Annotated in this window: 20 protein-coding genes; 15 read left to right on the forward strand and 5 right to left on the reverse strand. The window is 71.5% G+C overall.

Annotation, left to right across the window (positions count from 1 at the left end; translation table 11 throughout):
- The first annotated feature begins 14 nt into the window (after positions 1–14).
- Positions 15–1,190: a D-alanine--D-alanine ligase family protein gene (locus KV381_RS27515; protein WP_030085009.1), complete on the forward strand. Its 1,176-nt coding sequence runs from the start codon at positions 15–17 to the stop codon at positions 1,188–1,190.
- Between the two features lie 18 nt (positions 1,191–1,208).
- Here the strand turns inward: KV381_RS27515 and KV381_RS27520 are convergent, their stop codons facing one another.
- Positions 1,209–1,697 (reverse strand): DUF3515 domain-containing protein, encoded by a 489-nt coding sequence (locus KV381_RS27520; RefSeq protein ID WP_086780054.1) that lies wholly within the window; start codon positions 1,695–1,697, stop codon positions 1,209–1,211.
- Positions 1,698–1,717: 20 nt separating this feature from the next.
- Positions 1,718–1,951: an Lrp/AsnC family transcriptional regulator gene (locus KV381_RS27525; protein WP_006127869.1), complete on the reverse strand. Its 234-nt coding sequence runs from the start codon at positions 1,949–1,951 to the stop codon at positions 1,718–1,720.
- Positions 1,952–2,170: 219 nt separating this feature from the next.
- Here KV381_RS27525 and KV381_RS27530 point away from each other — a divergent pair, with 219 nt between their 5' ends.
- On the forward strand, positions 2,171–3,151 hold the full coding sequence (locus tag KV381_RS27530; protein WP_030085013.1) for a thiamine-phosphate kinase: 981 nt from the start codon (positions 2,171–2,173) through the stop codon (positions 3,149–3,151).
- Between the two features lie 17 nt (positions 3,152–3,168).
- Complete coding sequence (gene thiD, locus KV381_RS27535; RefSeq protein WP_030085015.1) at positions 3,169–3,978, forward strand: bifunctional hydroxymethylpyrimidine kinase/phosphomethylpyrimidine kinase; 810 nt, start codon at positions 3,169–3,171, stop codon at positions 3,976–3,978.
- A 74-nt stretch (positions 3,979–4,052) separates the two neighbouring features.
- Here the strand turns inward: thiD and rpmB are convergent, their stop codons facing one another.
- The gene (rpmB, locus tag KV381_RS27540; RefSeq protein WP_006127872.1) at positions 4,053–4,238 is read right to left on the reverse strand and encodes a 50S ribosomal protein L28; all 186 of its coding nucleotides are present in this window, start codon (positions 4,236–4,238) and stop codon (positions 4,053–4,055) included.
- 257 nt (positions 4,239–4,495) lie between these two features.
- On the opposite strand from rpmB, the gene KV381_RS27545 reads away from it, so the two are divergent.
- From KV381_RS27545 to mutM, 9 genes are all read left to right on the forward strand, one after another.
- Positions 4,496–6,235 carry a DAK2 domain-containing protein gene (locus tag KV381_RS27545; RefSeq protein WP_098024851.1) on the forward strand — a complete coding sequence of 580 codons (1,740 nt, stop codon included), beginning with the start codon at positions 4,496–4,498 and terminating at the stop codon, positions 6,233–6,235.
- A gap of 62 nt (positions 6,236–6,297) precedes the next feature.
- Positions 6,298–8,511, forward strand: a complete 2,214-nt coding sequence (gene recG / locus KV381_RS27550) for an ATP-dependent DNA helicase RecG (RefSeq protein WP_218786617.1) — start codon at positions 6,298–6,300, stop codon at positions 8,509–8,511.
- Between the two features lie 109 nt (positions 8,512–8,620).
- The gene (gene rsmD, locus KV381_RS27555; protein ID WP_030085018.1) at positions 8,621–9,205 is read left to right on the forward strand and encodes a 16S rRNA (guanine(966)-N(2))-methyltransferase RsmD; all 585 of its coding nucleotides are present in this window, start codon (positions 8,621–8,623) and stop codon (positions 9,203–9,205) included.
- Between the two features lie 26 nt (positions 9,206–9,231).
- Entirely contained in the window at positions 9,232–9,711 is a 480-nt protein-coding gene (gene coaD, locus KV381_RS27560; protein ID WP_032787127.1) for a pantetheine-phosphate adenylyltransferase, read from the forward strand.
- A 116-nt stretch (positions 9,712–9,827) separates the two neighbouring features.
- Positions 9,828–10,919, forward strand: a complete 1,092-nt coding sequence (locus KV381_RS27565) for an ATP synthase F0 subunit B (RefSeq protein ID WP_218786618.1) — start codon at positions 9,828–9,830, stop codon at positions 10,917–10,919.
- Between the two features lie 215 nt (positions 10,920–11,134).
- A complete protein-coding gene (locus KV381_RS27570) occupies positions 11,135–11,746 on the forward strand; it encodes a DUF177 domain-containing protein (protein ID WP_050495735.1) in 612 nt (203 codons plus the stop codon).
- 2 nt (positions 11,747–11,748) lie between these two features.
- Entirely contained in the window at positions 11,749–11,922 is a 174-nt protein-coding gene (rpmF, locus tag KV381_RS27575; protein ID WP_003965982.1) for a 50S ribosomal protein L32, read from the forward strand.
- Between the two features lie 19 nt (positions 11,923–11,941).
- The gene (gene rnc / locus KV381_RS27580) at positions 11,942–12,766 is read left to right on the forward strand and encodes a ribonuclease III (RefSeq protein WP_030085026.1); all 825 of its coding nucleotides are present in this window, start codon (positions 11,942–11,944) and stop codon (positions 12,764–12,766) included.
- Between the two features lie 142 nt (positions 12,767–12,908).
- Complete coding sequence (gene mutM / locus KV381_RS27585) at positions 12,909–13,769, forward strand: bifunctional DNA-formamidopyrimidine glycosylase/DNA-(apurinic or apyrimidinic site) lyase (protein WP_218787310.1); 861 nt, start codon at positions 12,909–12,911, stop codon at positions 13,767–13,769.
- Here the strand turns inward: mutM and KV381_RS27590 are convergent.
- Positions 13,742–14,158: a helix-turn-helix domain-containing protein gene (locus KV381_RS27590; RefSeq protein ID WP_030085029.1), complete on the reverse strand. Its 417-nt coding sequence runs from the start codon at positions 14,156–14,158 to the stop codon at positions 13,742–13,744. The genes mutM and KV381_RS27590 overlap by 28 nt on opposite strands.
- Positions 14,159–14,238: 80 nt before the next feature.
- Positions 14,239–15,207 carry a CAP domain-containing protein gene (locus KV381_RS27595; protein ID WP_218786619.1) on the reverse strand — a complete coding sequence of 323 codons (969 nt, stop codon included), beginning with the start codon at positions 15,205–15,207 and terminating at the stop codon, positions 14,239–14,241.
- A 236-nt stretch (positions 15,208–15,443) separates the two neighbouring features.
- Here KV381_RS27595 and KV381_RS27600 point away from each other — a divergent pair, with 236 nt between their 5' ends.
- The 3 genes from KV381_RS27600 (at position 15,444) to KV381_RS27610 (ending at position 20,532) form a co-directional block, all read left to right on the forward strand.
- Positions 15,444–15,725: an acylphosphatase gene (locus KV381_RS27600; protein WP_030085033.1), complete on the forward strand. Its 282-nt coding sequence runs from the start codon at positions 15,444–15,446 to the stop codon at positions 15,723–15,725.
- Between the two features lie 438 nt (positions 15,726–16,163).
- The gene (locus KV381_RS27605; RefSeq protein WP_006127885.1) at positions 16,164–16,376 is read left to right on the forward strand and encodes a hypothetical protein; all 213 of its coding nucleotides are present in this window, start codon (positions 16,164–16,166) and stop codon (positions 16,374–16,376) included.
- Between the two features lie 322 nt (positions 16,377–16,698).
- Positions 16,699–20,532 carry an AAA family ATPase gene (locus tag KV381_RS27610; protein ID WP_218786620.1) on the forward strand — a complete coding sequence of 1,278 codons (3,834 nt, stop codon included), beginning with the start codon at positions 16,699–16,701 and terminating at the stop codon, positions 20,530–20,532.
- Positions 20,533–20,611 lie beyond the last annotated feature (79 nt).

The raw sequence follows: 20,611 nt of genomic DNA on the forward strand, positions 1-20,611 counted from the left end.
ACGCTCATCGCGATATGAGCAGCGAGAACCTCCCCCAGAGCCCTGAGCGCCGCGAGAGCCCTGAGCAGCAGCGTCGCAAGCCCCGTGTGGCGGTCGTGTTCGGCGGCCGCAGTTCCGAACACGGCATCTCGGTCGTCACGGCCGGCGCCGTCATGAAGGCCATCGACCGGACCACGTACGACGTCCTGCCGATCGGCATCACGACGGACGGCCGCTGGGCGCTCACCGCGGACGAGCCCGAACGCATGGCCATCGCCGACCGCAAGGTCCCCGATGTGGACGGGCTCGCCGAGTCCGCCGAGGGCAGCGTCACGCTCTCCGTCGACCCCGGCAGCCGCGAGGTTCTCTACAGCGAACCGGGCTCGGTGCCCAAGGCGCTGGGCGAGGTCGACGTCGTCTTCCCCGTGCTGCACGGCCCGTACGGCGAGGACGGCACCCTCCAGGGGCTGCTGGAGCTCTCCGGAGTGCCCTACGTCGGCGCGGGGGTCCTCGCCTCCGCCGTCGGCCAGGACAAGGAGTACATGAAGCGGGTCTTCCGCTCCTTCGGGCTGCCGGTCGGACCCTACGAGGTCGTCCGCCCCCGCGAGTGGGAGAGCGACCCGGCCGCCGCCCGCAAGCGGATCGTGGACTTCGCCGGCGAGCACGGCTGGCCGCTGTTCATCAAGCCCGCCCGCGGCGGCTCCTCGATGGGCATCACCAAGGTCGACGGACTCGAAGGCCTCGACGAGGCGATCGAGGAGGCCCGCCGCCACGACCCGAAGTTCCTCGTCGAGTCGCTGCTGCGCGGCCGCGAGATCGAGTGCGGGGTGCTGGAGTTCGAGGACGGCCCGCGCGCCAGCGTGCCCGCCGAGATCCCGCCGGTCACCGCGCACGACTTCTACGACTTCGAGGCCAAGTACATCGACTCGGCCGCCGGTCTGGTGCCCGCCCCGCTCACCGATGAGCAGACCGCCGAGGTGCAGCGGCTCGCCGTCGCCGCCTTCGACGCCGTCTCCTGCGAGGGCCTGGTGCGCGCCGACTTCTTCCTCACCGAGGACGGCACCTTCGTCATCAACGAGATCAACACCCTGCCGGGCTTCACCCCGATCTCGATGTACCCGCGCATGTGGCAGGAGAGCGGCGTCGACTACCCGGAGCTGGTCGACCGGCTGATCCAGGCCGCGTTGAACCGCTCCACCGGACTGCGCTGACGGAAATGCCCGCGGGCCTCAGAACCGGCTCGGGACCGTCTTCGCGATGGGGCCGGCGAACGAGGCCAGCGGCGTGATGTCGTGGGCGTACGCCGAGGAGAGCGTGACCTCGACGTACGCCTTGCGGTACGTGGTGGTGAACCGCGGCCCGGAGTCCTCGGGCTCCTCCAGCATCCACTGCACCCCGTCCGCCTCGACGCCCTGTGACTGGGGGTCGTCCATCTTCGCGGGCCGGGGGACCCCGCAGCGCAGTACGATCGCCCCGTCCCCCCAGCCGGCGGTCAGCTCCGAAGCCGGGGAGGGGTCGCTGCGTTCGAGTTCGAGGACGGCCTCCGGCAGTTCCTCGTGCAGGGCCTCGCAGTACGCTGCGGCCTCCGAGGACGGTGTGGGAACCGTGACCGAGGGCTGCGCGTCGCTGAGGGAACAGCCCGCCGCGGCCAGCACGAGCACGGCAGCGGACGGACCGAGGAATATCGAGCGTGGGGAACGGCGGGCGGATGACGTCACCGGCCCAGCCTAGACGGGGGTCAGAGGTGGACGACCGGGCAGGTCAGGGTTCGTGTGATGCCGTCCACCTGCTGCACTTTGGCGACCACCATGCGGCCGAGTTCATCGACCGTGTCTGCCTGGGCCCGCACGATCACGTCGTACGGACCGGTGACGTCCTCTGCCTGGATGACTCCCGGAATCTTGGAGATGGTCTCGGCGACGATCGACGCCTTGCCCACCTCGGTCTGGATGAGGATGTACGCCTGTACCACGGAACCTCCAGGGCGGCCACGAGGATCATGTGGGGGAAAGGGACGCCACGTTATCGCGTTGCCGCGGGCCGCGGGGAGACCTACGGGCCGGATGACGCCCACAGCGTGGCGTACAGGGCGCAGAAGTTGACGTATCTCTTGACGGTACCGACAGCACAGACGGCTCGCGACCGGGGGCCCGGACGGGTGTCCGGGGCGATAAAGGAGAGGTGAGACTCGGTGAAGGGAACCGTGGGCGAGTTGGGGGAGTTCGGGCTCATCAGAGAGCTCACGTCCCGGCTCACCACCACTCCGGCGGTACGGCTGGGGCCCGGCGACGACGCCGCGGTCGTGGCCGCCCCCGACCGCAGGGTCGTGGCCAGTACGGACATCCTGCTGGAAGGGCGGCACTTCCGCCGCGACTGGTCGACGGCGTACGACGTCGGCCGCAAGGCCGCCGCCCAGAACCTCGCCGACATCGCGGCGATGGGCGCCGTGCCCACCGCGCTGCTCCTCGGCCTCGTCGTCCCCGCCGACCTCCCCGTCACCTGGGCCGCCGAGCTGATGGACGGGCTGCGCGACGAGTGCCAGGTGGCGGGCGCGGCCGTGGTGGGCGGCGATGTGGTCGGCGGCGACACGATCACCGTCGCGATCACCGCGCTCGGCGATCTGCGCAACCACGAACCCGTCACCCGGGGCGGCGCCCGCCCCGGCGACGTCGTCGCGGTCACCGGCTGGCTCGGCTGGTCCGCCGCCGGATACGCCGTGCTCTCCCGCGGCTTCCGCTCGCCGCGCGCCTTCGTCGAGGCCCACCGGCGGCCGGAACCGCCGTACCACGCGGGCCCCGCGGCCGCCGGACTCGGCGCCACCGCGATGACCGACGTCAGCGACGGCCTCGTCGCCGACCTCGGCCACATCGCGGAGTCCAGCAAGGTCCGCATAGACCTGCGCTCCGGCCTGATCGACATCCCCTCGCAGATGTCCGACATCGGCCAGGCCGTCGGCGTCGACCCGCTCCAGTGGGTGCTGACCGGGGGAGAGGACCACGCGATCGTGGCGACCTTCCCGCCGGACGTGAAGCTGCCCGCCCGCTGGAAGGTGATCGGCGAGGTCCTCAACCCCTCCGCCCTGCCCCAGGTCACCGTCGACGGCGCGCCCTGGACCAGCAAGGGCGGCTGGGACCACTTCGGCTCCATCGAGGACACCCACCAGCACCGGTGACCGTTAGATTGCTGCGTATGCCCATACGTACCGCTGTCCCGCCCCGTGTGCTCACCGTCGCCGGATCCGACTCCGGCGGCGGTGCGGGGATCCAGGCCGATCTGAAGACGATGCTCGCCCTCGGCGTGCACGGCATGAGCGTGCTCACCGCCGTCACCGCACAGAACTCCCTCGGCGTCCAGGGCGCGTGGGAGCTTCCGGTGGACGCCGTACGCGCCCAGTACCGCAGCGTCGTCGACGACATCGGCGTCCAGGCCGTGAAGACCGGCATGCTCGCCTCGGCCGCCCTCGTGGAGACCGTCGCCGAACTCCTCGCCGGAACCGACGCCCCGGTGGTCGTCGACCCGGTCGGCGTCTCCAAGCACGGCGACGCGCTGCTCGCCGCCGAGGCGCTCGACTCCGTACGGACGAAGCTGCTGCCCGTCGCCACCGTCGCCACCCCGAACCTCGACGAAGTGGCCCAGCTCACCGGCGTCCGGGTCACCGACGAGAGCGGAATGCGCCGCGCCGCCGAGGAGATCCTCGGCTTCGGACCGCGCTGGGTCGTGATCAAGGGCGGCCATCTGCCCGGCGAGGCGGTGGACCTGCTCACCGACGGCAGCGCGGAACACTGGCTGCGCGCCCCCCGGCACGACAACCGCCACACCCACGGCACCGGCTGCACCCTGGCCTCCGCCATCGCCTCCGGGCTCGCGCTCGGGATGGACGTCCCCACGGCGGTCCAGGGTGCGAAGACGTACGTCACCGGCGCGATCGAGGCCGGCTTCCCGCTCGGCGGCGGTATCGGTCCGGTCGACCACGGCTGGCTGACCCGGACAGCTGTCTGAGCGCAGCAAAAAGCCGGTCCACCGAGATGGACCGGCTTTTTGGGCAACCGGAAGGCTGCGCTACGACGGGGACGTCAGCGCGCGACCTTGCCGGCCTTGATGCACGAGGTGCAGACGTTGAGCCGCTTCGGCGTCCGACCGACCACGGCACGCACGCGCTGGATGTTGGGATTCCAGCGACGGGACGTACGGCGGTGCGAGAACGAAACGCTGTTGCCGAAGCTCGGCCCCTTGCCGCAAACGTCGCAGTTGGCAGCCACGGGTCACTCCAAAGACTTCAGATGCACTTACAGTGAATTCCGGCGCGCCGGAATCAGTTCGACTGAAGTGGCGGTACCGGAGGGATGGCCCGACTCTCATCGGGCAACCGGAGCAGCATACAACGCCTGCTTCGGAGATACGAAACTACCACGGCTCGGCCGCCCGCCCTCCCGGCCCCTGTCCCTGCCGGGACCCCGGCAGGCGGGCTAACCTGCGGTGCAGCCCGTTGCCACGGCCGCTTCAAGGAGGACCATCGGTGCCGCAGCTCCCCGACGACCTGGACGCCGTCGCGGTACGCACATGGTGCTCACTGGCCCTGGAGACACTGGGCCGGGAACGCGCGGAGATCGACGCGATCAACGTCTACCCCATCGCCGACGGGGACACCGGCACCAACCTCTATCTGACCGTCGAGTCCGCCGCCGCGGCCGTCGAAGCGGTGTTCGCCGCGCACGAGACCGGCACCACCGCACCCGCCACCGCCGACGCCGTACGCGCCATGGCGCACGGCGCCCTGATCGGCGCCCGCGGGAACTCCGGCACGATCCTCGCCCAGCTGCTGCGCGGCATGGCCGGGGTGCTGGCCGACGGCGGCGACGCGGCCCATCTGCGCCTCGCCCTCACCAGCGCCGCCCACGCGGCCCGGCAGGCCGTCGCCCACCCCGTCGAGGGCACCGTGCTCACCGTCGCCGCCGAGGCCGCCGAGGCCGCCCGGGGGGACCACGCCGACCTGGGCGCCGTCGTCACCGCCGCCTACGAGGGGGCGCGCGCCGCCCTCGCGCGCACCCCCGAGCAGCTCGCCGTCCTCGGCCGGGCGGGCGTGGTCGACGCCGGGGGCCGGGGTCTGGTGGCGGTGCTGGGCGCGCTGGTGGAGACGGTGACCGGGCGGCCTCCCGTACGGGGACCCCGTACCGGTTCGGGGAACTCCGGGAACTCCGGGAGGGCGCCCGTGACCGTGGACGGCGGTTCCGTGGTGGGGCTGCCGGTGGGCGGCACTCCGGTGGAGGGCGTCACGGAGGGGGGCCTCGCGGCGAGCGCTCCGGTGGAAGGGCCGCTCGACTGCCCCGAGGACGGCGGCGCCGGGCCCGCGTTCGAGGTGATCTACCTCCTGGAGGCCCGCGACGAGCAGGTGGCCCGGCTGCGGACCCGGCTCGACGCGCTGGGCGACTCCCTGGTCGTGGTCGGCGGCGACGGGCTCTGGCACGTCCACGTCCACGTCGACGACGCCGGGGCCGCCGTGGAGGCGGGCGTCGAGGCCGGCCGGCCGTACCGGATCCGGATCACCCACTTCGCCACCGAGAGCGGCCACGACGTCCGCGTCCAGGCCGAACCCGCCCAGCGCGCCGTCGTCGTCGTGGTCCCCGGCGACGGCCTGGCCGGGCTCTGCACCGAGGCCGGCGCCACCACCGTGATCGCCCGCCCCGGCGAACCGCCCGCCAGCGGCGAACTGGTCGACGCCATCCGCCGCGCCCACGCCCGCGAGGTGGTGCTCCTGCCCAACGACGCGGCCCTGCGCCACACCGCCGCAGCCGCCGCCGAACAGGCCAGGACCGAGGGGGTCAGGGTCGCGCTCGTGCCGACCCGCGCCGCCGTCCAGGGCATCGCCGCCCTCGCCGTCCACGAGCCGGACCGGGGCTTCGACGAGGACGTGGTCGCCATGACCGCCGCCGCCGGGGCCACCCGCTACGCCGAACTGGCCGTCGCGGAACGCCAGTCGTGGACCATGGCCGGGGTCTGCCAGGCCGGCGACATCCTCGGTCTGATCGACGGCGACGTGGCCGTGATCGGCGCCGACGTCCCGGCCACCGCCCGCACCGTGCTCGACCGGATGCTGGCGGCCGGCGGCGAACTGGTCACCCTCGTCCTCGGCGAGGACGTCCCGGACGCGCTGGCCGACGCGCTGGAGGAGCACGTACGCGAGGGCCATCTCGCCGTGGACACCGTGGTCTACCGGGGCGGGCACCAGCGCGCACCGCTGCTGATCGGCGTCGAGTAGCGGCGCGTGGCACCGACCGGCCGTGCGTGCCCGGCGGACAGCTGTCAGTGCCGTGGTGTGCAATGGATCGCGTGTCCTCGTTCGATGAACCTCTCAAGAAGCTGCTCGGCGGAGCCACCGCGAAGGTGATGGCCGAACACCTCGACCTGCACACGGTCGGTGATCTGCTGCACCACTACCCGCGGCGGTACGAGGAGCGCGGCAAGCTGACCGCGCTGGCCGACCTCCCGCTGGACGAGCACGTCACGGTCGTCGCCCAGGTCGCCGACGCCCGGATCCTGATGTTCAACAACGGCCGGGGCAAACGCCTGGAGGTCACCCTGACCGACGGCAGCGGCCGCCTCCAGCTGGTCTTCTTCGGCCACGGCGTCCACAAGCCGCACAAGGAGCTGCTGCCGGGCCGCCAGGCGATGTTCGCGGGCAAGGTCTCCGTCTTCAACCGCAAGATGCAGCTCGCCCACCCCACGTACCAACTCCTCGACGCCTCCGACGCCGACGAGGCGACCGAGGTCGTGGACGCCTTCGCCGGACGGCTGCTGCCGATCTACCCCGCCTGCAAACAGCTCGACTCCTGGCGGATCGCCAAGGCCGTCGACGCCGTGCTGCCCAGCGCGCGGGACGCGGTGGACCCGCTGCCCGCCTCGCTCCGCGAGGGCCGCGGCTTCACCCCGCTGCCCGAGGCGCTGCTGAAGGTGCACCGCCCGCAGACGAAGGCGGACATCGAGGACGCCAAGGCCCGGCTCAAGTGGGACGAGGCGTTCGTCCTCCAGGTCGCCCTGGCCCGCCGCCGGTACGCCGACACCCAGCTGCCCGCCGTCGCCCGCCGCCCCGTCGCGGACGGCCTGCTGGACGCGTTCGACGCCAAGCTGCCCTTCACCCTCACCGAGGGCCAGGAGAAGGTCAGCAAGGAGATCTTCGACGACCTGGCCACCGAGCACCCGATGCACCGGCTCCTCCAGGGCGAGGTGGGCAGCGGAAAGACCATGGTGGCCCTGCGCGCCATGCTCGCCGTGGTGGACGCGGGCGGCCAGGCCGCGATGCTCGCCCCCACCGAGGTCCTCGCCCAGCAGCACCACCGCTCGATCACCGAGATGATGGGCGAGCTGGCCGAGGGCGGCATGCTGGGCGGCTCGGACCGGGGTACCAAGGTCGTGCTGCTCACCGGGTCCATGGGCATGGCGGCCCGCCGCCAGGCCCTGCTCGACCTCGTCACCGGCGAGGCGGGCATCGTCATCGGCACCCACGCCCTCATCGAGGACAAGGTCCAGTTCCACGACCTGGGCCTGGTCGTCGTGGACGAACAGCACCGCTTCGGCGTGGAACAGCGCGATGCCCTGCGTTCCAAGGGGAAGCAGCCGCCCCACCTCCTCGTCATGACCGCCACCCCCATCCCCCGTACGGTCGCGATGACCGTCTTCGGCGACCTGGAGACCTCCGTCCTGGACCAGCTCCCGGCCGGCCGCTCCCCGATCGCCAGCCATGTCGTCCCCGCCAAGGACAAGCCCCACTTCCTCGCCCGCGCCTGGGAGCGCGTCCGCGAGGAGGTGGAGAACGGCCACCAGGCGTACGTCGTCTGCCCCCGCATCGGCGACGACGCGGAGGAGGCCGAGGGGAAGAAGGGCAGGGCGAAGAAGAAGACCGCCGAGGAGGATCCGGAGAAGCGCCCGCCGCTCGCCGTCCTGGAGATCGCCGACGAGCTGCGCAAGGGCGCGCTGGCCGGGCTGAGCGTCGAGGTGCTGCACGGCAGGATGCACCCCGACGAGAAGGACGACGTCATGCGCCGGTTCGCCGCCGGTGACGTCGACGTCCTGGTCGCCACCACCGTCATCGAGGTCGGCGTCAACGTCCCCAACGCCACCGCCATGGTGATCATGGACGCCGACCGCTTCGGCGTCTCCCAGCTCCACCAGCTGCGCGGCCGCGTCGGGCGTGGATCCGCCCCGGGGCTCTGCCTGCTGGTCAGCGAGGCGCACGAGGCGAGCCCCGCCCGCGCCCGGCTCTCCGCCGTCGCCGCCACCCTCGACGGCTTCGAGCTCTCCCGGATCGACCTCGAACAGCGTCGCGAGGGCGATGTGCTGGGCCAGGCCCAGTCCGGAGTGCGCTCCTCGCTGCGGATGCTCACCGTCATCGACGACGAGGAGGTGATCGCCGCCGCCCGCGAGGAGGCCGTCGCGATCGTCGCCGCCGACCCGGAGCTGGAGCACCTGCCGGAGCTGCGCACGGTGCTGGCCGCCCTGCTGGACAAGGAGCGCGAGGGGTATCTCGACAAGGGGTGAGGACGCGGGGGCGTCCTGCCGGTGCGGGCCGCACGCCATATCGTGGACGCACGGCCCGCGCACACCGCGAGCCCCTCCGCACGCCCCCGACCCCGAGGACCCCACACCCATGACCCGCGTGATCGCCGGCTCGGCCGGCGGACGCCGCCTGGCCGTCCCGCCCGGCACCGGCACCCGCCCCACCTCCGACCGTGCGCGCGAGGGCCTCTTCTCCACCTGGCAGGCGCTGCTCGGCACCCTGGAAGGCAGCCGTGTCGCCGATCTGTACGCCGGATCCGGCGCGGTCGGCCTCGAAGCGCTCTCCCGGGGCGCGGTCCACGCGCTGCTCGTCGAGGCCGACCCGAAGGCCGTCCGCACCGTCCGCGACAACGTCCGCACCCTCGGCCTCCCCGGCGCCGAGGTCCGGGCCGGCAAAGCCGAGCAGATCGTGACAGGACCGGCGCCCTCGGACCCGTACGACATCGTCTTCCTGGACCCGCCGTACGCCGTCACCGATGACGATCTTCGCGAGATCCTGCTCACACTCCGTGCTCAGGGGTGGCTCACGGACGATGCGCTCGTCACCGTGGAACGGGGCACCCGGGGCGGAGAATTCGGCTGGCCCGCGGGATTCGAACCACTGCGGTCCCGTCGCTACGGCGAGGGAACGCTTTGGTACGGTCGCGCCGCCGCTACGTGCGAAGACGCACGATGACCGGACCGGAGAGCGAGGGAATCACAGTGCGCCGCGCCGTCTGTCCGGGGTCGTTCGACCCCATCACCAACGGACATCTCGACATCATCGGACGAGCCTCGAAGCTGTACGACGTGGTGCACGTGGCGGTGATGATCAACCAGTCCAAGAAGGGACTGTTCACCGTCGACGAGCGGATCGAGCTGATCCGCGAGGTCACCGCCGACTTCGGCAACGTCGAGGTGGAGTCCTTCCACGGCCTGCTGGTCGACTTCTGCAAGCAGCGGGAGATCCCGGCGATCGTGAAGGGCCTGCGGGCCGTCAGCGACTTCGACTACGAGCTCCAGATGGCCCAGATGAACAACGGGCTCTCGGGCGTCGAGACGCTCTTCGTGCCGACCAACCCGACGTACAGCTTCCTGTCGTCCTCGCTGGTCAAGGAGGTGGCGACCTGGGGCGGCGACGTCTCCCACCTGCTGCCGCCGGCCGTCCACGAGGCCCTGGTGAAGCGCCTCGGCGAACGCTGAGATCCTGACGGGCCGTCACCAGGTGTCGGGCGGTGGCCGACTGGCCTTACAGTCGTCCCGTCCGTCTCCAACGGAGCAGCAGCTTCAACAGAGCAGCAGAGAGTGGCGAGCACACGGTGGACGTGCAGAAGAAGCTCGACGAGATCGTCGAAGCGGTCGGGAGCGCCCGATCCATGCCCATGTCGGCCTCGTGCGTGGTCAACCGCGCCGAGCTGCTCGCCATGCTCGAAGAGGTGCGCCAGGCGCTGCCCGGCTCGCTCGCCCAGGCGCAGGAGCTGCTCGGCGGCCATGAGCAGCTCGCCGAGCAGGCCCGGCAGGAGGCCGAGCGGATCATCGAGTCCGCGCACACCCAGCGCTCCTCGCTGATCTCCGAGACCGAGATCGTCCGCCAGTCGCAGAGCGAGGCCGACCGGATCCTGTCCGAGGCCCGCCGCGAGGCCGAGGAGGTCCGGGCCGAGGCCGACGACTACGTCGACAGCAAGCTCGCCAACTTCGAGGTCGTCCTCACCAAGACCATCGGCTCCGTCGACCGCGGCCGCGAGAAGCTCCTCGGCCGTGGCCAGGGCCTGGACGAGCAGGGCTACCAGGACCCCGACTTCGCCGAGGCCCCCGAGCGCAGCGCCGACCCGGAGACCCTGCGGCAGCGGGCCGACGCCTATGTCGACGCCAAGTTCGGCGCCTTCGAGGCCGTCCTCGCCAAGACCCTGGAGGCGGTCGGCCGGGGCCGGCAGAAGCTGCACGGCCGGGTCGCCACCGACGACCTCGGCGCGCACATCGCCGCCCAGGACGCGGCGGGCGGCCAGGGCCACACCAGCGACGCCGACTATCTGGCCGGCCTCGCCGAGCTCGCCACCCCGGAACCGCAGCAGGCGCCCCAGCAGCCGCAGTACCCCGTACAGCCGCAGGGCGAGCCGAGCTACGCGCAGGCGTCGTACGGCTACCAGGAGCAGCCGGTCCAGCAGGGCATGCAGGACGCGTACGGCTACCAGCAGCAGCCCGACCCGTACGCGGCCTACCAGCAGCAGGGGTACGACCCGAACGGCTACCCGCCCCAGCCGGCCGCCCAGCCGGACTACGGCTGGCAGCAACAGCCCCAGCAGCCCCAGGGACCGGTCCAGCAGGGCGGCGGCGCGCTGGACGAGACCAGCCTCTTCGACACCAGCATGATCGACCTGGAGCAGCTGCGCCGGTACGAAGAGGGCCGCTGACCCCGGGGCGGGCCGACCCGATTGGGTGCTGAGCGGTCCGTCCAGTATCCTGAATCCTCGGTCGCACATAGGTCCGCGATCTCGGCTGCCCGTTTCGTCTCGGAACGGAGGCGGTTCGTCCCGGACCGCAGACGACCCTTCCTTCGCAGGACGACACCCATGATTCGAAAGCAGGAAAAGCCCTGAACGGCCACCTCGACCACCGCAACCCTCTCGTGTTCGATACGCACGAGCTGGGCCGGCGTCCCGGTGCCATGAAGCGGCTGACCCGCTCGGTGGAAGCACCCGGTTCACCGGTCCTGGGCATCGACGGCGTCATCGGTGTGCCGGAAGGCGCACCGGTGGAGCTGGACCTCCGCCTCGAATCGGTCATGGAAGGGGTGCTTGTCACAGGCACCGCCCGTGCGACCGCCGAGGGGGAGTGCGTAAGGTGTCTGGAGCCGCTGACCGTAGAGGTCGACGCGGACTTCCAGGAAATGTTCTCGTACCCTGACGCCGATGACCGGGGCCGCAGCACTGCGGAACCGGCCGACGACGCCGAGGACGACGAGGACAGGTTCTTCCTCGAGGACGGCTTGTTCGACCTCGAACCAATGCTGCGTGACGCGGTAGTGCTCGCACTGCCCATGCAGCCGGTGTGCAAGGAGACCTGCGCCGGTCTGTGTTCCGAATGCGGAATCAGGCTGGACGAGAATCCGGACCATCACCACGATGCCGTCGACATCCGTTGGGCGGCACTGCAAGGACTCGCCGAGACCGTTCAGGACGGCGAGAAGGACAACATGGGCGGCGCCGAACCGGGCGTCGACGAGAAGCAGGAGAAGTAGCCGTGGCTGTTCCGAAGCGGAAGATGTCGCGCAGCAACACGCGCCACCGCCGGTCGCAGTGGAAGGCTGCGGTCCCCACCCTGGTTTCGTGCGAGCGTTGCCAGGAGCCCAAGCTCCAGCACATTGCGTGCCCGAGCTGCGGCACCTACAACAAGCGCCAGGTCCTCGAGGTCTGAGCGGCTGGTGAGAGGCCCGATGTCTGAGTTGTCCAGCGCCAAGAAGCAGGCAGACAACGTCAACACAGCCTCGTCCCACACGCTTCTGGAAGGGCGGCTCGGGTATCACCTCGAGTCCGCCCTTCTGGTGCGTGCGCTGACCCACCGTTCGTACGCATACGAGAACGGCGGTCTGCCCACCAACGAGCGGCTCGAATTCCTCGGGGATTCGGTGCTCGGCCTGGTGGTCACGGACACGCTGTACCGCACCCACCCCGACCTGCCCGAAGGCCAGCTGGCCAAGTTGCGGGCCGCGGTGGTCAACTCGCGTGCGCTTGCGGAAGTGGGCCGCGGCCTCGAACTCGGCTCCTTCATCCGGCTCGGCCGCGGTGAAGAGGGCACGGGGGGCCGGGACAAGGCTTCCATCCTCGCCGACACACTGGAAGCAGTGATCGGTGCGGTCTATCTCGACCAGGGCCTCGGCGCGGCCTCGGAGCTGGTCCACCGGCTCTTCGACCCGCTGATCGACAGGTCCTCGAACCTCGGCGCCGGCCTGGACTGGAAGACCAGCCTCCAGGAGCTCACCGCGAGCGAGAGCCTCGGAGTCCCCGAGTACCTCGTCACGGAGACCGGTCCGGATCACGAGAAGACCTTCACTGCTGCCGCTCGCGTCGGTGGTGTCTCGTACGGCACCGGCACCGGCCGTAGCAAGAAGGAAGCGGAGCAGCAGGCGGCCGAGTCCGCCTGGCGCGAGATCAGCGCCGCCGCAGAGGCACGGCAGGCCGCGGAGAAGTCCGCGGCCGACGGAGGGGCCGCCGACACCCCTGCCGACCCGTCGCCCAACACGGACGCCGCTCCGGCCTGAAGCACGAAGGAAACCCCTCGGCGCCCTGCGCACCGAGGGGTTTTCCCTGTCCGGGGGCGGCTCCCGGATCGCTGTGGCCACCGCGGTCCTCGCGTATCCGCGCCGCCCCGTACTACCGTCGATGTGTCTGGAGTGGTGCACCGTGCCCGAGCTGCCCGAGGTCGAAGTCGTCCGCCGGGGCCTGGAGCGCTGGGTCAGCGGTCGCACGGTCACCGAGGTCGAGGTCCTGCACCCGCGCTCGGTCCGCCGGCACCTCGCGGGCGGCGTCGACTTCGCCGCCCGGCTCCGAGGAGCCCGCATGGGGGCGGCGATGCGCCGCGGCAAGTACCTCTGGGTGCCGATCGAGGAGGCCTCCGCCTCGCTCCTGGGCCACCTCGGCATGAGCGGACAGCTGCTGGTGCAGCCCGCCGACGCCCCCGACGAGAAGCACCTGCGGATCCGGATGCGGTTCGACGACGCGCTCGGCACCGAGCTGCGCTTCGTCGACCAGCGCACCTTCGGCGGGCTCTCGCTGCACGACAACACCCCCGACGGCCTGCCGGACACCATCGCGCACATCGCCCGGGACCCGCTCGACCCGCTCTTCGACGACGCCGCGTTCCACACCGCACTGCGCCTGCGCCGTACGACGGTCAAGCGCGCCCTGCTCGACCAGTCGCTGATCAGCGGCGTCGGCAACATCTACGCGGACGAGGCGCTCTGGCGCGCCAAGCTGCACTACGACCGGCCCACCGCGACCCTGACCCGCCCCAAGTCCGCCGAACTGCTCGGCCACGCCCGCGACGTCATGAACGCGGCGCTCGCCCAGGGCGGCACCAGCTTCGACAGCCTGTACGTCAACGTGAACGGCGAGTCCGGCTACTTCGACCGGTCGCTCGACGCGTACGGCCGGGAGGGCGAGCCCTGCAACCGGTGCTCCACCCCGATGCGCCGGCGAGCCTGGATGAACCGCTCCAGCTACTACTGCCCGCGCTGTCAGCGGCCGCCGCGCGCCTCGTCGTAACGCGCACGGGCGGTGAGCACCTCGCCCATCCGCCCCTCCACGAGATGGATCAGCCCGAGGAGCTTCTCCGTGACCTCGCGGCCGAACGGGGTGAGCTCGTAGTCCACCCGCGGCGGATTGACCGGCTGGGCCTCCCGCAGGACGAGCCCGTCGCGCTCCAGCGCGTGCAGGGTCTGGGAGAGCATTTTCTCGCTGACCCCGTCGACCCGGCGGCGCAGCTCGTTGAAGCGGAGGCTCTCCTCGTACAGCGCGCCGAGCGTCAGACCGCCCCAGCGGCCGGTGACGTGCTCCAGCGTCGAGCGCGAGGGGCACGCGCGGGAGAAGACGTCGAACGCGAGGCTGTCGAAGCTGTCCGTACTCGTGCTGTCCGCACCCGTATCGCTGGCCATACCAAAAGCTTACTCCCGCACAGTGCTCACCCCGAGGGAGCGCTGTGCGGGAGTAAGTGGACCGGTGGGTCCGGCGTGGGTCAGAAGCCGAAGTTCTGGACCCACCACGGGCCGCCGGAGCCCTCGTGGACGCCGATGCCGATGGTCTTGTAGTCGCAGTTGAGAATGTTCGCGCGGTGGCCTTCGCTGTTCATCCAGGCCTCCATCACGGCCTGGGCGTCCGCCTGGCCGCGGGCGATGTTCTCCGCGCCGAGCCCCTGCACGCCGGCCTGGGCGGCCCGGTCCCAGGGGGTGTCGCCGTCCGGGTCCGTGTGGTCGAAGAAGCCGCGGGCCGCCATGTCCTCGCTGAAGTTCTGCGCGAGCGAGGTCAGCGGGGCACTGGTGGACAGCGGGGAGCAGCCGACCTTCGCGCGTTCCTGGTTCACCAGCGCCAGCACCTCGGAGCGTGCGGAGGCGTCGGTGGGGGAAGGGCTCGGCTTCTTGGTGGGCGGCGGGGCCGTGGAGGTCTTCGGCGGGGCCGGGGTCTTCGCCGGGGCGGTGCTCTTCTCCGGGGTGGAGGTGGGCGCCTTCGACTTCTTCGACGGGGTGGCGGCCGGCTTCTTCGACTCCTCCGCCTTCTTCGAGGTGGCGGGCGCGGCCGACTTCGACGGCGTCTTCGAGGGGGAGTCCGAGGCCGAGGGCGTCGTGGACGGCGACTTCGACGGGGACGTGCCGGGCGCCTCAGGGCGCTCGCTGCCCCGGCTCGCGGGGGAGGAGGACCGGTCGGCCGGCGCCGTGGAGCTGCCGCCCTGCGTCAGCAGGTCCGGAGCGCCGCCGGTGCGCACCTGGTCGGCGGCGGTGGTGTTGCCGGAGGTGGAGGTGTCGCCGCCGGGCAGCAGGCCGGAAGCGACGGCCACCGCGCCGACGGCCACGGCCGCCGAGACGCCGAGGAGCCCGGTGCGGATCGGCACGGCGGACTTCTTCCGGCGCGTGCCCCGGCGCCGGGAAGCGGCCCCGGCCGCGGGTTCTTCAGCGGCGGGGCCTGCGGCGGATCGTCGGTGGCGTCCCATGCGCTGTGCCTTCCTGATGCTCCGGACGCCGTTGTGACGTCACGCGACTGCCCCGTTGCTGAACTGCCCCGATGATCGAATTCGGTCGCACGCGAAGCGAATGCCGATTGATCGACTTTCCGTCCACGTCCATCCGATACTCACCCGATCGAGTGAGGCTGTTGCGACGGGACTGTAGCCCATGGGCGAAAGGGGGCGACGTGCTTCGAGAGCAATTGGCCGGTTAGCGTTCGGGCATGAACGAAGAAGCGCGCCTCGTCGTGTGGGTACGCGGCCGAGTACAGCAAGTAGGATTCCGCTGGTTCACCAGGGCAAATGCTTTGGAGATCGGCGGCCTCATCGGGTTCGCCCTCAATCTCGACGACGGCAGAGTGCAGATCGTGGCCGAAGGGTCACGTGAGAATTGCCACCGTCTGCTGGACTGGCTGCGGTCCGACGACACTCCCGGGCGCGTGGACGGCGTCACTGAGATCTGGGACACCCCGCGCGGTGGATACGACGGATTCGCCATCCGCTGATCCCGCCCCGTGAGGCCCCCTCGGATCCGCTCGGTGAACGCCGCGCCCCGAACGGTCACCGGAACGCCGGCCGGGGCCCCGCACCCGAAATGACCTGCGACGGGACCCGGTGGCGACCGATGGTTGCCAGATACGGGATGTCGTGCAAGGCTGCGGCATTGACGAAGATCCGCACACCCCTCGGGGTCCCGCAGGAGAGTCGCGCCGCATGATCGTCCGGCCGCGCGCCCCCGGGACACCCGGGTACACAGGGTGTGATCGTGTTGACCGTCAAACTTTTTGGTGAGACGCTGAAAACCCCGCGCACCTTAGCTGTTCGGTAGAGCTGATTAGCAGCAGAACCGCAGTGGTGACAGAGCCCTGCCGAGCACCGCGGGTGCGATTCCCAGACGACCCACACCGCATCGGTCGGTCACTCATTGTGGAGGACCATCCATCATGGCAAAGGCGCTTCTCGGTTACGTCGGCGGTTCCGACCCGCGACTCCTCGCCGAGATGCGACGGCTCCAGCAGCGCGTCCAGGACCTGGAATCCGAACTCACCCGGATCCAGGACGAGAACGACGCGCTGAACGCCGCCGCCCAGCACCAAGAGTCGCTGCTCGACAGCATCGACATCGACGTACCCCAGGGCGAGCCTGCGCTGACCTGACCATGATGGCCCCTTCGGGCCGGTCGGGCCGGGCACGCTCAGCAGCCTCGGAACACCTCTGATTCGTCCTGCGTCACGGATCGCCGTCCCCGAACACCGGGGTCCCCGCAGCACCGGGGACGTCGTTGTCCGGTCGCTCTGCGATGCACCGCGCAGGACCGCAGCTGGATCCACCGTGTCGCCAGCAAGATTCACAGGGACGCTTCGGCGTCCCTTTTTCTTTGCCCGACCCCCACCCGGGACCTACCGGCCTTCGCTTACCGTCTGATGTGCCCTGCACCTTCATCAGCGAAACCGAGAGCGAAAGGTAGAGTCCGGCGGCGTGCACCTCAAGGCCCTGACCCTGCGTGGTTTCAAATCGTTCGCGTCCGCCACCACCCTGCGGTTCGAACCGGGGATCACCTGCGTCGTCGGACCCAATGGATCCGGAAAGTCCAACGTGGTGGACGCGCTCTCCTGGGTCATGGGGGAACAGGGCGCCAAATCCCTGCGCGGCGGCAAGATGGAAGACGTGATCTTCGCCGGGACGACCGGGCGGCCCCCGCTCGGCCGCGCAGAAGTGTCGCTGACCATCGACAATTCCGACGGCGCATTGCCCATCGAGTACGCCGAAGTGACGATCACTCGGATCATGTTCCGCAATGGCGGCAGCGAATACCAGATCAACGGCGACACCTGCCGGCTGCTCGACATCCAGGAACTCCTCTCCGACTCCGGCATCGGCCGCGAGATGCACGTCATCGTCGGCCAGGGCCAGTTGGACTCCGTGCTGCACGCCGACCCGATGGGTCGCCGGGCCTTCATCGAGGAGGCCGCGGGTGTCCTCAAGCACCGCAAGCGGAAAGAGAAGGCGCTGCGGAAGCTGGACGCGATGGGCGCCAACCTGGCCCGGGTCCAGGACCTCACCGACGAACTGCGCCGCCAGCTCAAACCGCTCGGCCGACAGGCCGCCGTCGCCCGCCGGGCCGCCGTCATCCAGGCCGATCTGCGCGACGCCCGGCTCCGGCTCCTCGCCGACGACCTGGTGACCCTGCGGGACGCGCTGCGCGACGAGATCGCCGACGAGGCGGAGCTGAAGAAGCGCAAGGACGCGGCCGAGGCCGAGCTCAGCGCGGCGCTCGCCCGGGAGGCCGAGCTGGAGGGCGAGGTGCGCCGGCTCGCGCCCCGGCTCCAGCGAGCCCAGCAGACCTGGTACGAGCTGTCGCAGCTGGCCGAACGGGTCCGCGGCACGATCTCGCTGGCCGACGCCCGGGTCCGCAGCGCCTCACAGCCGCCCGCCGAGGAGCGCCGGGGCCGTGACCCCGAGGACATGGAGCGCGAGGCCGCCCGGATCCGCGAGCAGGAGGCGGAGCTGACGGCGGCCCTGGAGGCGGCCGAACACGCGCTGGAGGACACCGCGGCCCACCGCGCCGACCTGGAACGCGAGCTGGCCGCCGAGGAGCGCCGCCTCAAGGACGTCGCCCGCGCCATCGCGGACCGGCGCGAGGGGCTGGCCCGGCTGAACGGTCAGGTCAACGCGGCCCGCAGCCGGGCCGGTTCGGCCCAGGCCGAGATCGACCGGCTGGCCGCCGCGCGCGACGAGGCGCAGGAGCGCGCGGTGGCCGCGCAGGAGGAGTACGAGCAGCTGAAGGCCGAGGTCGACGGACTGGACGACGTCGACGAGGAGCTGGCCGCCCGCCACGAGGAGGCCAAGGAGGCCCTCGCCGAGGCCCGGTCCGCCCACAGCGCGGCCCGTGACGAGGCCACGGCCGCCGAGCGCAGACGGGCGGCGGTCGCCGCCCGGCACGAGGCGCTGGCCCTCGGGCTGCGCCGCAAGGACGGCACGGGCGTGCTGCTCGGCGCCCGCGACCGGCTGGCCGGGCTCCTCGGCCCGGCCGCCGAACTGCTGACCGTGGAGCCCGGGTACGAGATCCCCGTCGCGGCCGCCCTCGGAGCGGCGGCGGACGCGGTGGCCGTCACGGACCCGGCCACGGCCGCCGACGCGATCAGGCTGCTGCGCGAACGGGACGCGGGGCGCGCGGCGATGCTGCTGGGCACGGCGGCGGCCGAGGGCGCGGGGACCCGGCCCCACCACGTACCGGAGCAGCCGGGGGAGCAGCCGCCCGTGCCGGAGGGGTCCGGTGTGCAGACGCCCGTGCCGGAGGGGTCCGGTGTGCAGACGCCCGTGCCTGAGCAGTCCGGTGAGCAGACACCGACGCCTGAACGGGAAGGCGCTCCGCTTCCCGCGTCCGCCGTGCTGCCCGGTCAGGGCGGCACCCACAACGCCACCGAACCCGGGCCGTCCGCGCGGCACAGTGCCTCGCCCGCGGGCGTCGCCCTCCCGGGTGGCCGAGCCGAGGCGGTCACCGCCCTCGCCGCGCCCGCCGTCGCCGACCTCGTGCGCGGGCCCGCCGCGCTCGTCGGGGCCGTGCGCCGCCTCGTACCGGACATGGTGGTCGTCGGGACGCTGGAGGACGCCGAGGCGCTGGTGGCCGCGCACCCCGGGCTGACCGCGGTGACCGGTGAAGGGGACGTGCTCTCCGCCCACTTCGCGCACGGCGGGTCCGCCGGGGCGCCCAGCCTCCTGGAGGTGCAGGCCTCCGTCGACGAGGCCGCCGCCGACCTGGCCGACCTGGCCGTACGGTGCGAGGAGCTGGCGGAGGCCCAGCGGCTGGCGGGGGAGCGGCGCACGGAGCGCACCGCGCTCGTCGAGGAGTTGGGTGAGCGCCGCCGGGCGGCCGAGCGGGAGAAGTCCGGTGTCGCCCAGCAGCTCGGGCGGCTCGCCGGGCAGGCCCGGGGCGCGGCGGGCGAGGCCGAGCGGATGACCGCCTCCGCCGCCCGCGCCCAGGAGGCCCTGGAACGGGCGACCGAGGAGGCCGAGGAGCTGGCGGAGCGGTTGCTGGTCGCCGAGGAGGCCCCGGCCGAGGAGGAGCCGGACACCTCGGTGCGGGACCGGCTCGCCGCCGACGGGGCCAACGCCCGCCAGACCGAGATGGAGGCCCGGCTCCAGGCCCGTACGCACGAGGAGCGGGTCAAGGCGCTGGCCGGCCGCGCCGATTCGCTGGACCGGGCCGCCCGCGTCGAACGCGAGGCACGCACCCGTGCCGAACAGCGCCGGGCCCGGCTGCGGTACGAGGCCGAGGTCGCCTCCGCCGTGGCCTCGGGCGCCCGTCAGCTGCTGGCGCATGTCGAGGTGTCCCTCGTACGGGCCGACCAGGAACGGACGTCGGCCGAGGCGGCGAAGGGCGAGCGGGAGCGTGAGCTGGCCGTCGAGCGCGACCGGGGCCGGGCGCTCAAGGGCGAGCTGGACAAGCTCACCGACTCGGTCCACCGGGGCGAGGTGCTGGGCGCGGAGAAGCGGCTGCGGATCGAGCAGCTGGAGACGAAGGCCCTGGAGGAGCTGGGCGTGGAGCCCGCGGGGCTGGTCTCCGAGTACGGCCCCGACCAGCTCGTGCCGCCCTCGCCCGCCGCGGAGGGCGAGGAACTGCCGGAGGACCCCGAGCACCCGCGTAACCAGCCGAAGGCGTATCGGCGGCCCGAGCAGGAGAAGCGGCTGCGGGCGGCCGAACGGGCGTATCAGCAACTCGGGAAGGTGAATCCGCTCGCCCTGGAGGAGTTCTCGGCGCTGGAGGAACGGCACAAGTTCCTGTCCGAGCAGCTTGAAGACCTGAAGAAGACCCGGGCCGATCTGCTCCAGGTGATCAAGGAGGTCGACGAGCGGGTCGAGCAGGTCTTTACGGAGGCCTACCGGGACACCGCCCGTGAGTTCGAGGGTGTCTTCTCGCGGCTCTTCCCCGGCGGCGAGGGGCGGCTCATCCTGACCGACCCGGACAACATGCTGGCCACCGGAGTGGACGTCGAGGCGCGTCCGCCGGGCAAGAAGGTGAAGCGGCTCTCCCTGCTGTCGGGCGGCGAGCGGTCCCTGACGGCCGTGGCGTTGCTGGTGTCGATCTTCAAGGCCCGGCCCAGTCCGTTCTACGTGATGGACGAGGTCGAGGCCGCGCTCGACGACACCAATCTGCAGCGGCTGATCCGGATCATGGAGGAGCTCCAGGAGAGCTCCCAGCTGATCGTGATCACGCACCAGAAGCGGACGATGGAGGTCGCCGACGCGCTGTACGGCGTGTCCATGCAGGGCGACGGGGTCTCGAAGGTCATCAGCCAGCGGCTGCGCTGATCCTTACCGGCACGACCCGTTTACCGGAACGACCGAACCATCAGAGGTTCAATGCACCTTTTGTGCACTCCTGGGCAGG

This window comes from Streptomyces sp. WY228, from assembly GCF_019287315.1.
Lineage (GTDB): Bacteria > Actinomycetota > Actinomycetes > Streptomycetales > Streptomycetaceae > Streptomyces > Streptomyces caviscabies.

Coding starts and splice junctions, on each gene's coding strand:
- KV381_RS27515 (WP_030085009.1), top strand. CDS start 15: ATGAGCAGCGAGAACCTCCCCCAGAGCCCTGAGCGCCGCGAGAGCCCT.
- thiD (WP_030085015.1), top strand. CDS start 3,169: ATGCCCATACGTACCGCTGTCCCGCCCCGTGTGCTCACCGTCGCCGGA.
- recG (WP_218786617.1), top strand. CDS start 6,298: ATGGATCGCGTGTCCTCGTTCGATGAACCTCTCAAGAAGCTGCTCGGC.
- rsmD (WP_030085018.1), top strand. CDS start 8,621: ATGACCCGCGTGATCGCCGGCTCGGCCGGCGGACGCCGCCTGGCCGTC.
- rnc (WP_030085026.1), top strand. CDS start 11,942: ATGTCTGAGTTGTCCAGCGCCAAGAAGCAGGCAGACAACGTCAACACA.
- KV381_RS27590 (WP_030085029.1), bottom strand. CDS start 14,158: ATGGCCAGCGATACGGGTGCGGACAGCACGAGTACGGACAGCTTCGAC.
- KV381_RS27595 (WP_218786619.1), bottom strand. CDS start 15,207: ATGGGACGCCACCGACGATCCGCCGCAGGCCCCGCCGCTGAAGAACCC.
- KV381_RS27600 (WP_030085033.1), top strand. CDS start 15,444: ATGAACGAAGAAGCGCGCCTCGTCGTGTGGGTACGCGGCCGAGTACAG.
- KV381_RS27605 (WP_006127885.1), top strand. CDS start 16,164: ATGGCAAAGGCGCTTCTCGGTTACGTCGGCGGTTCCGACCCGCGACTC.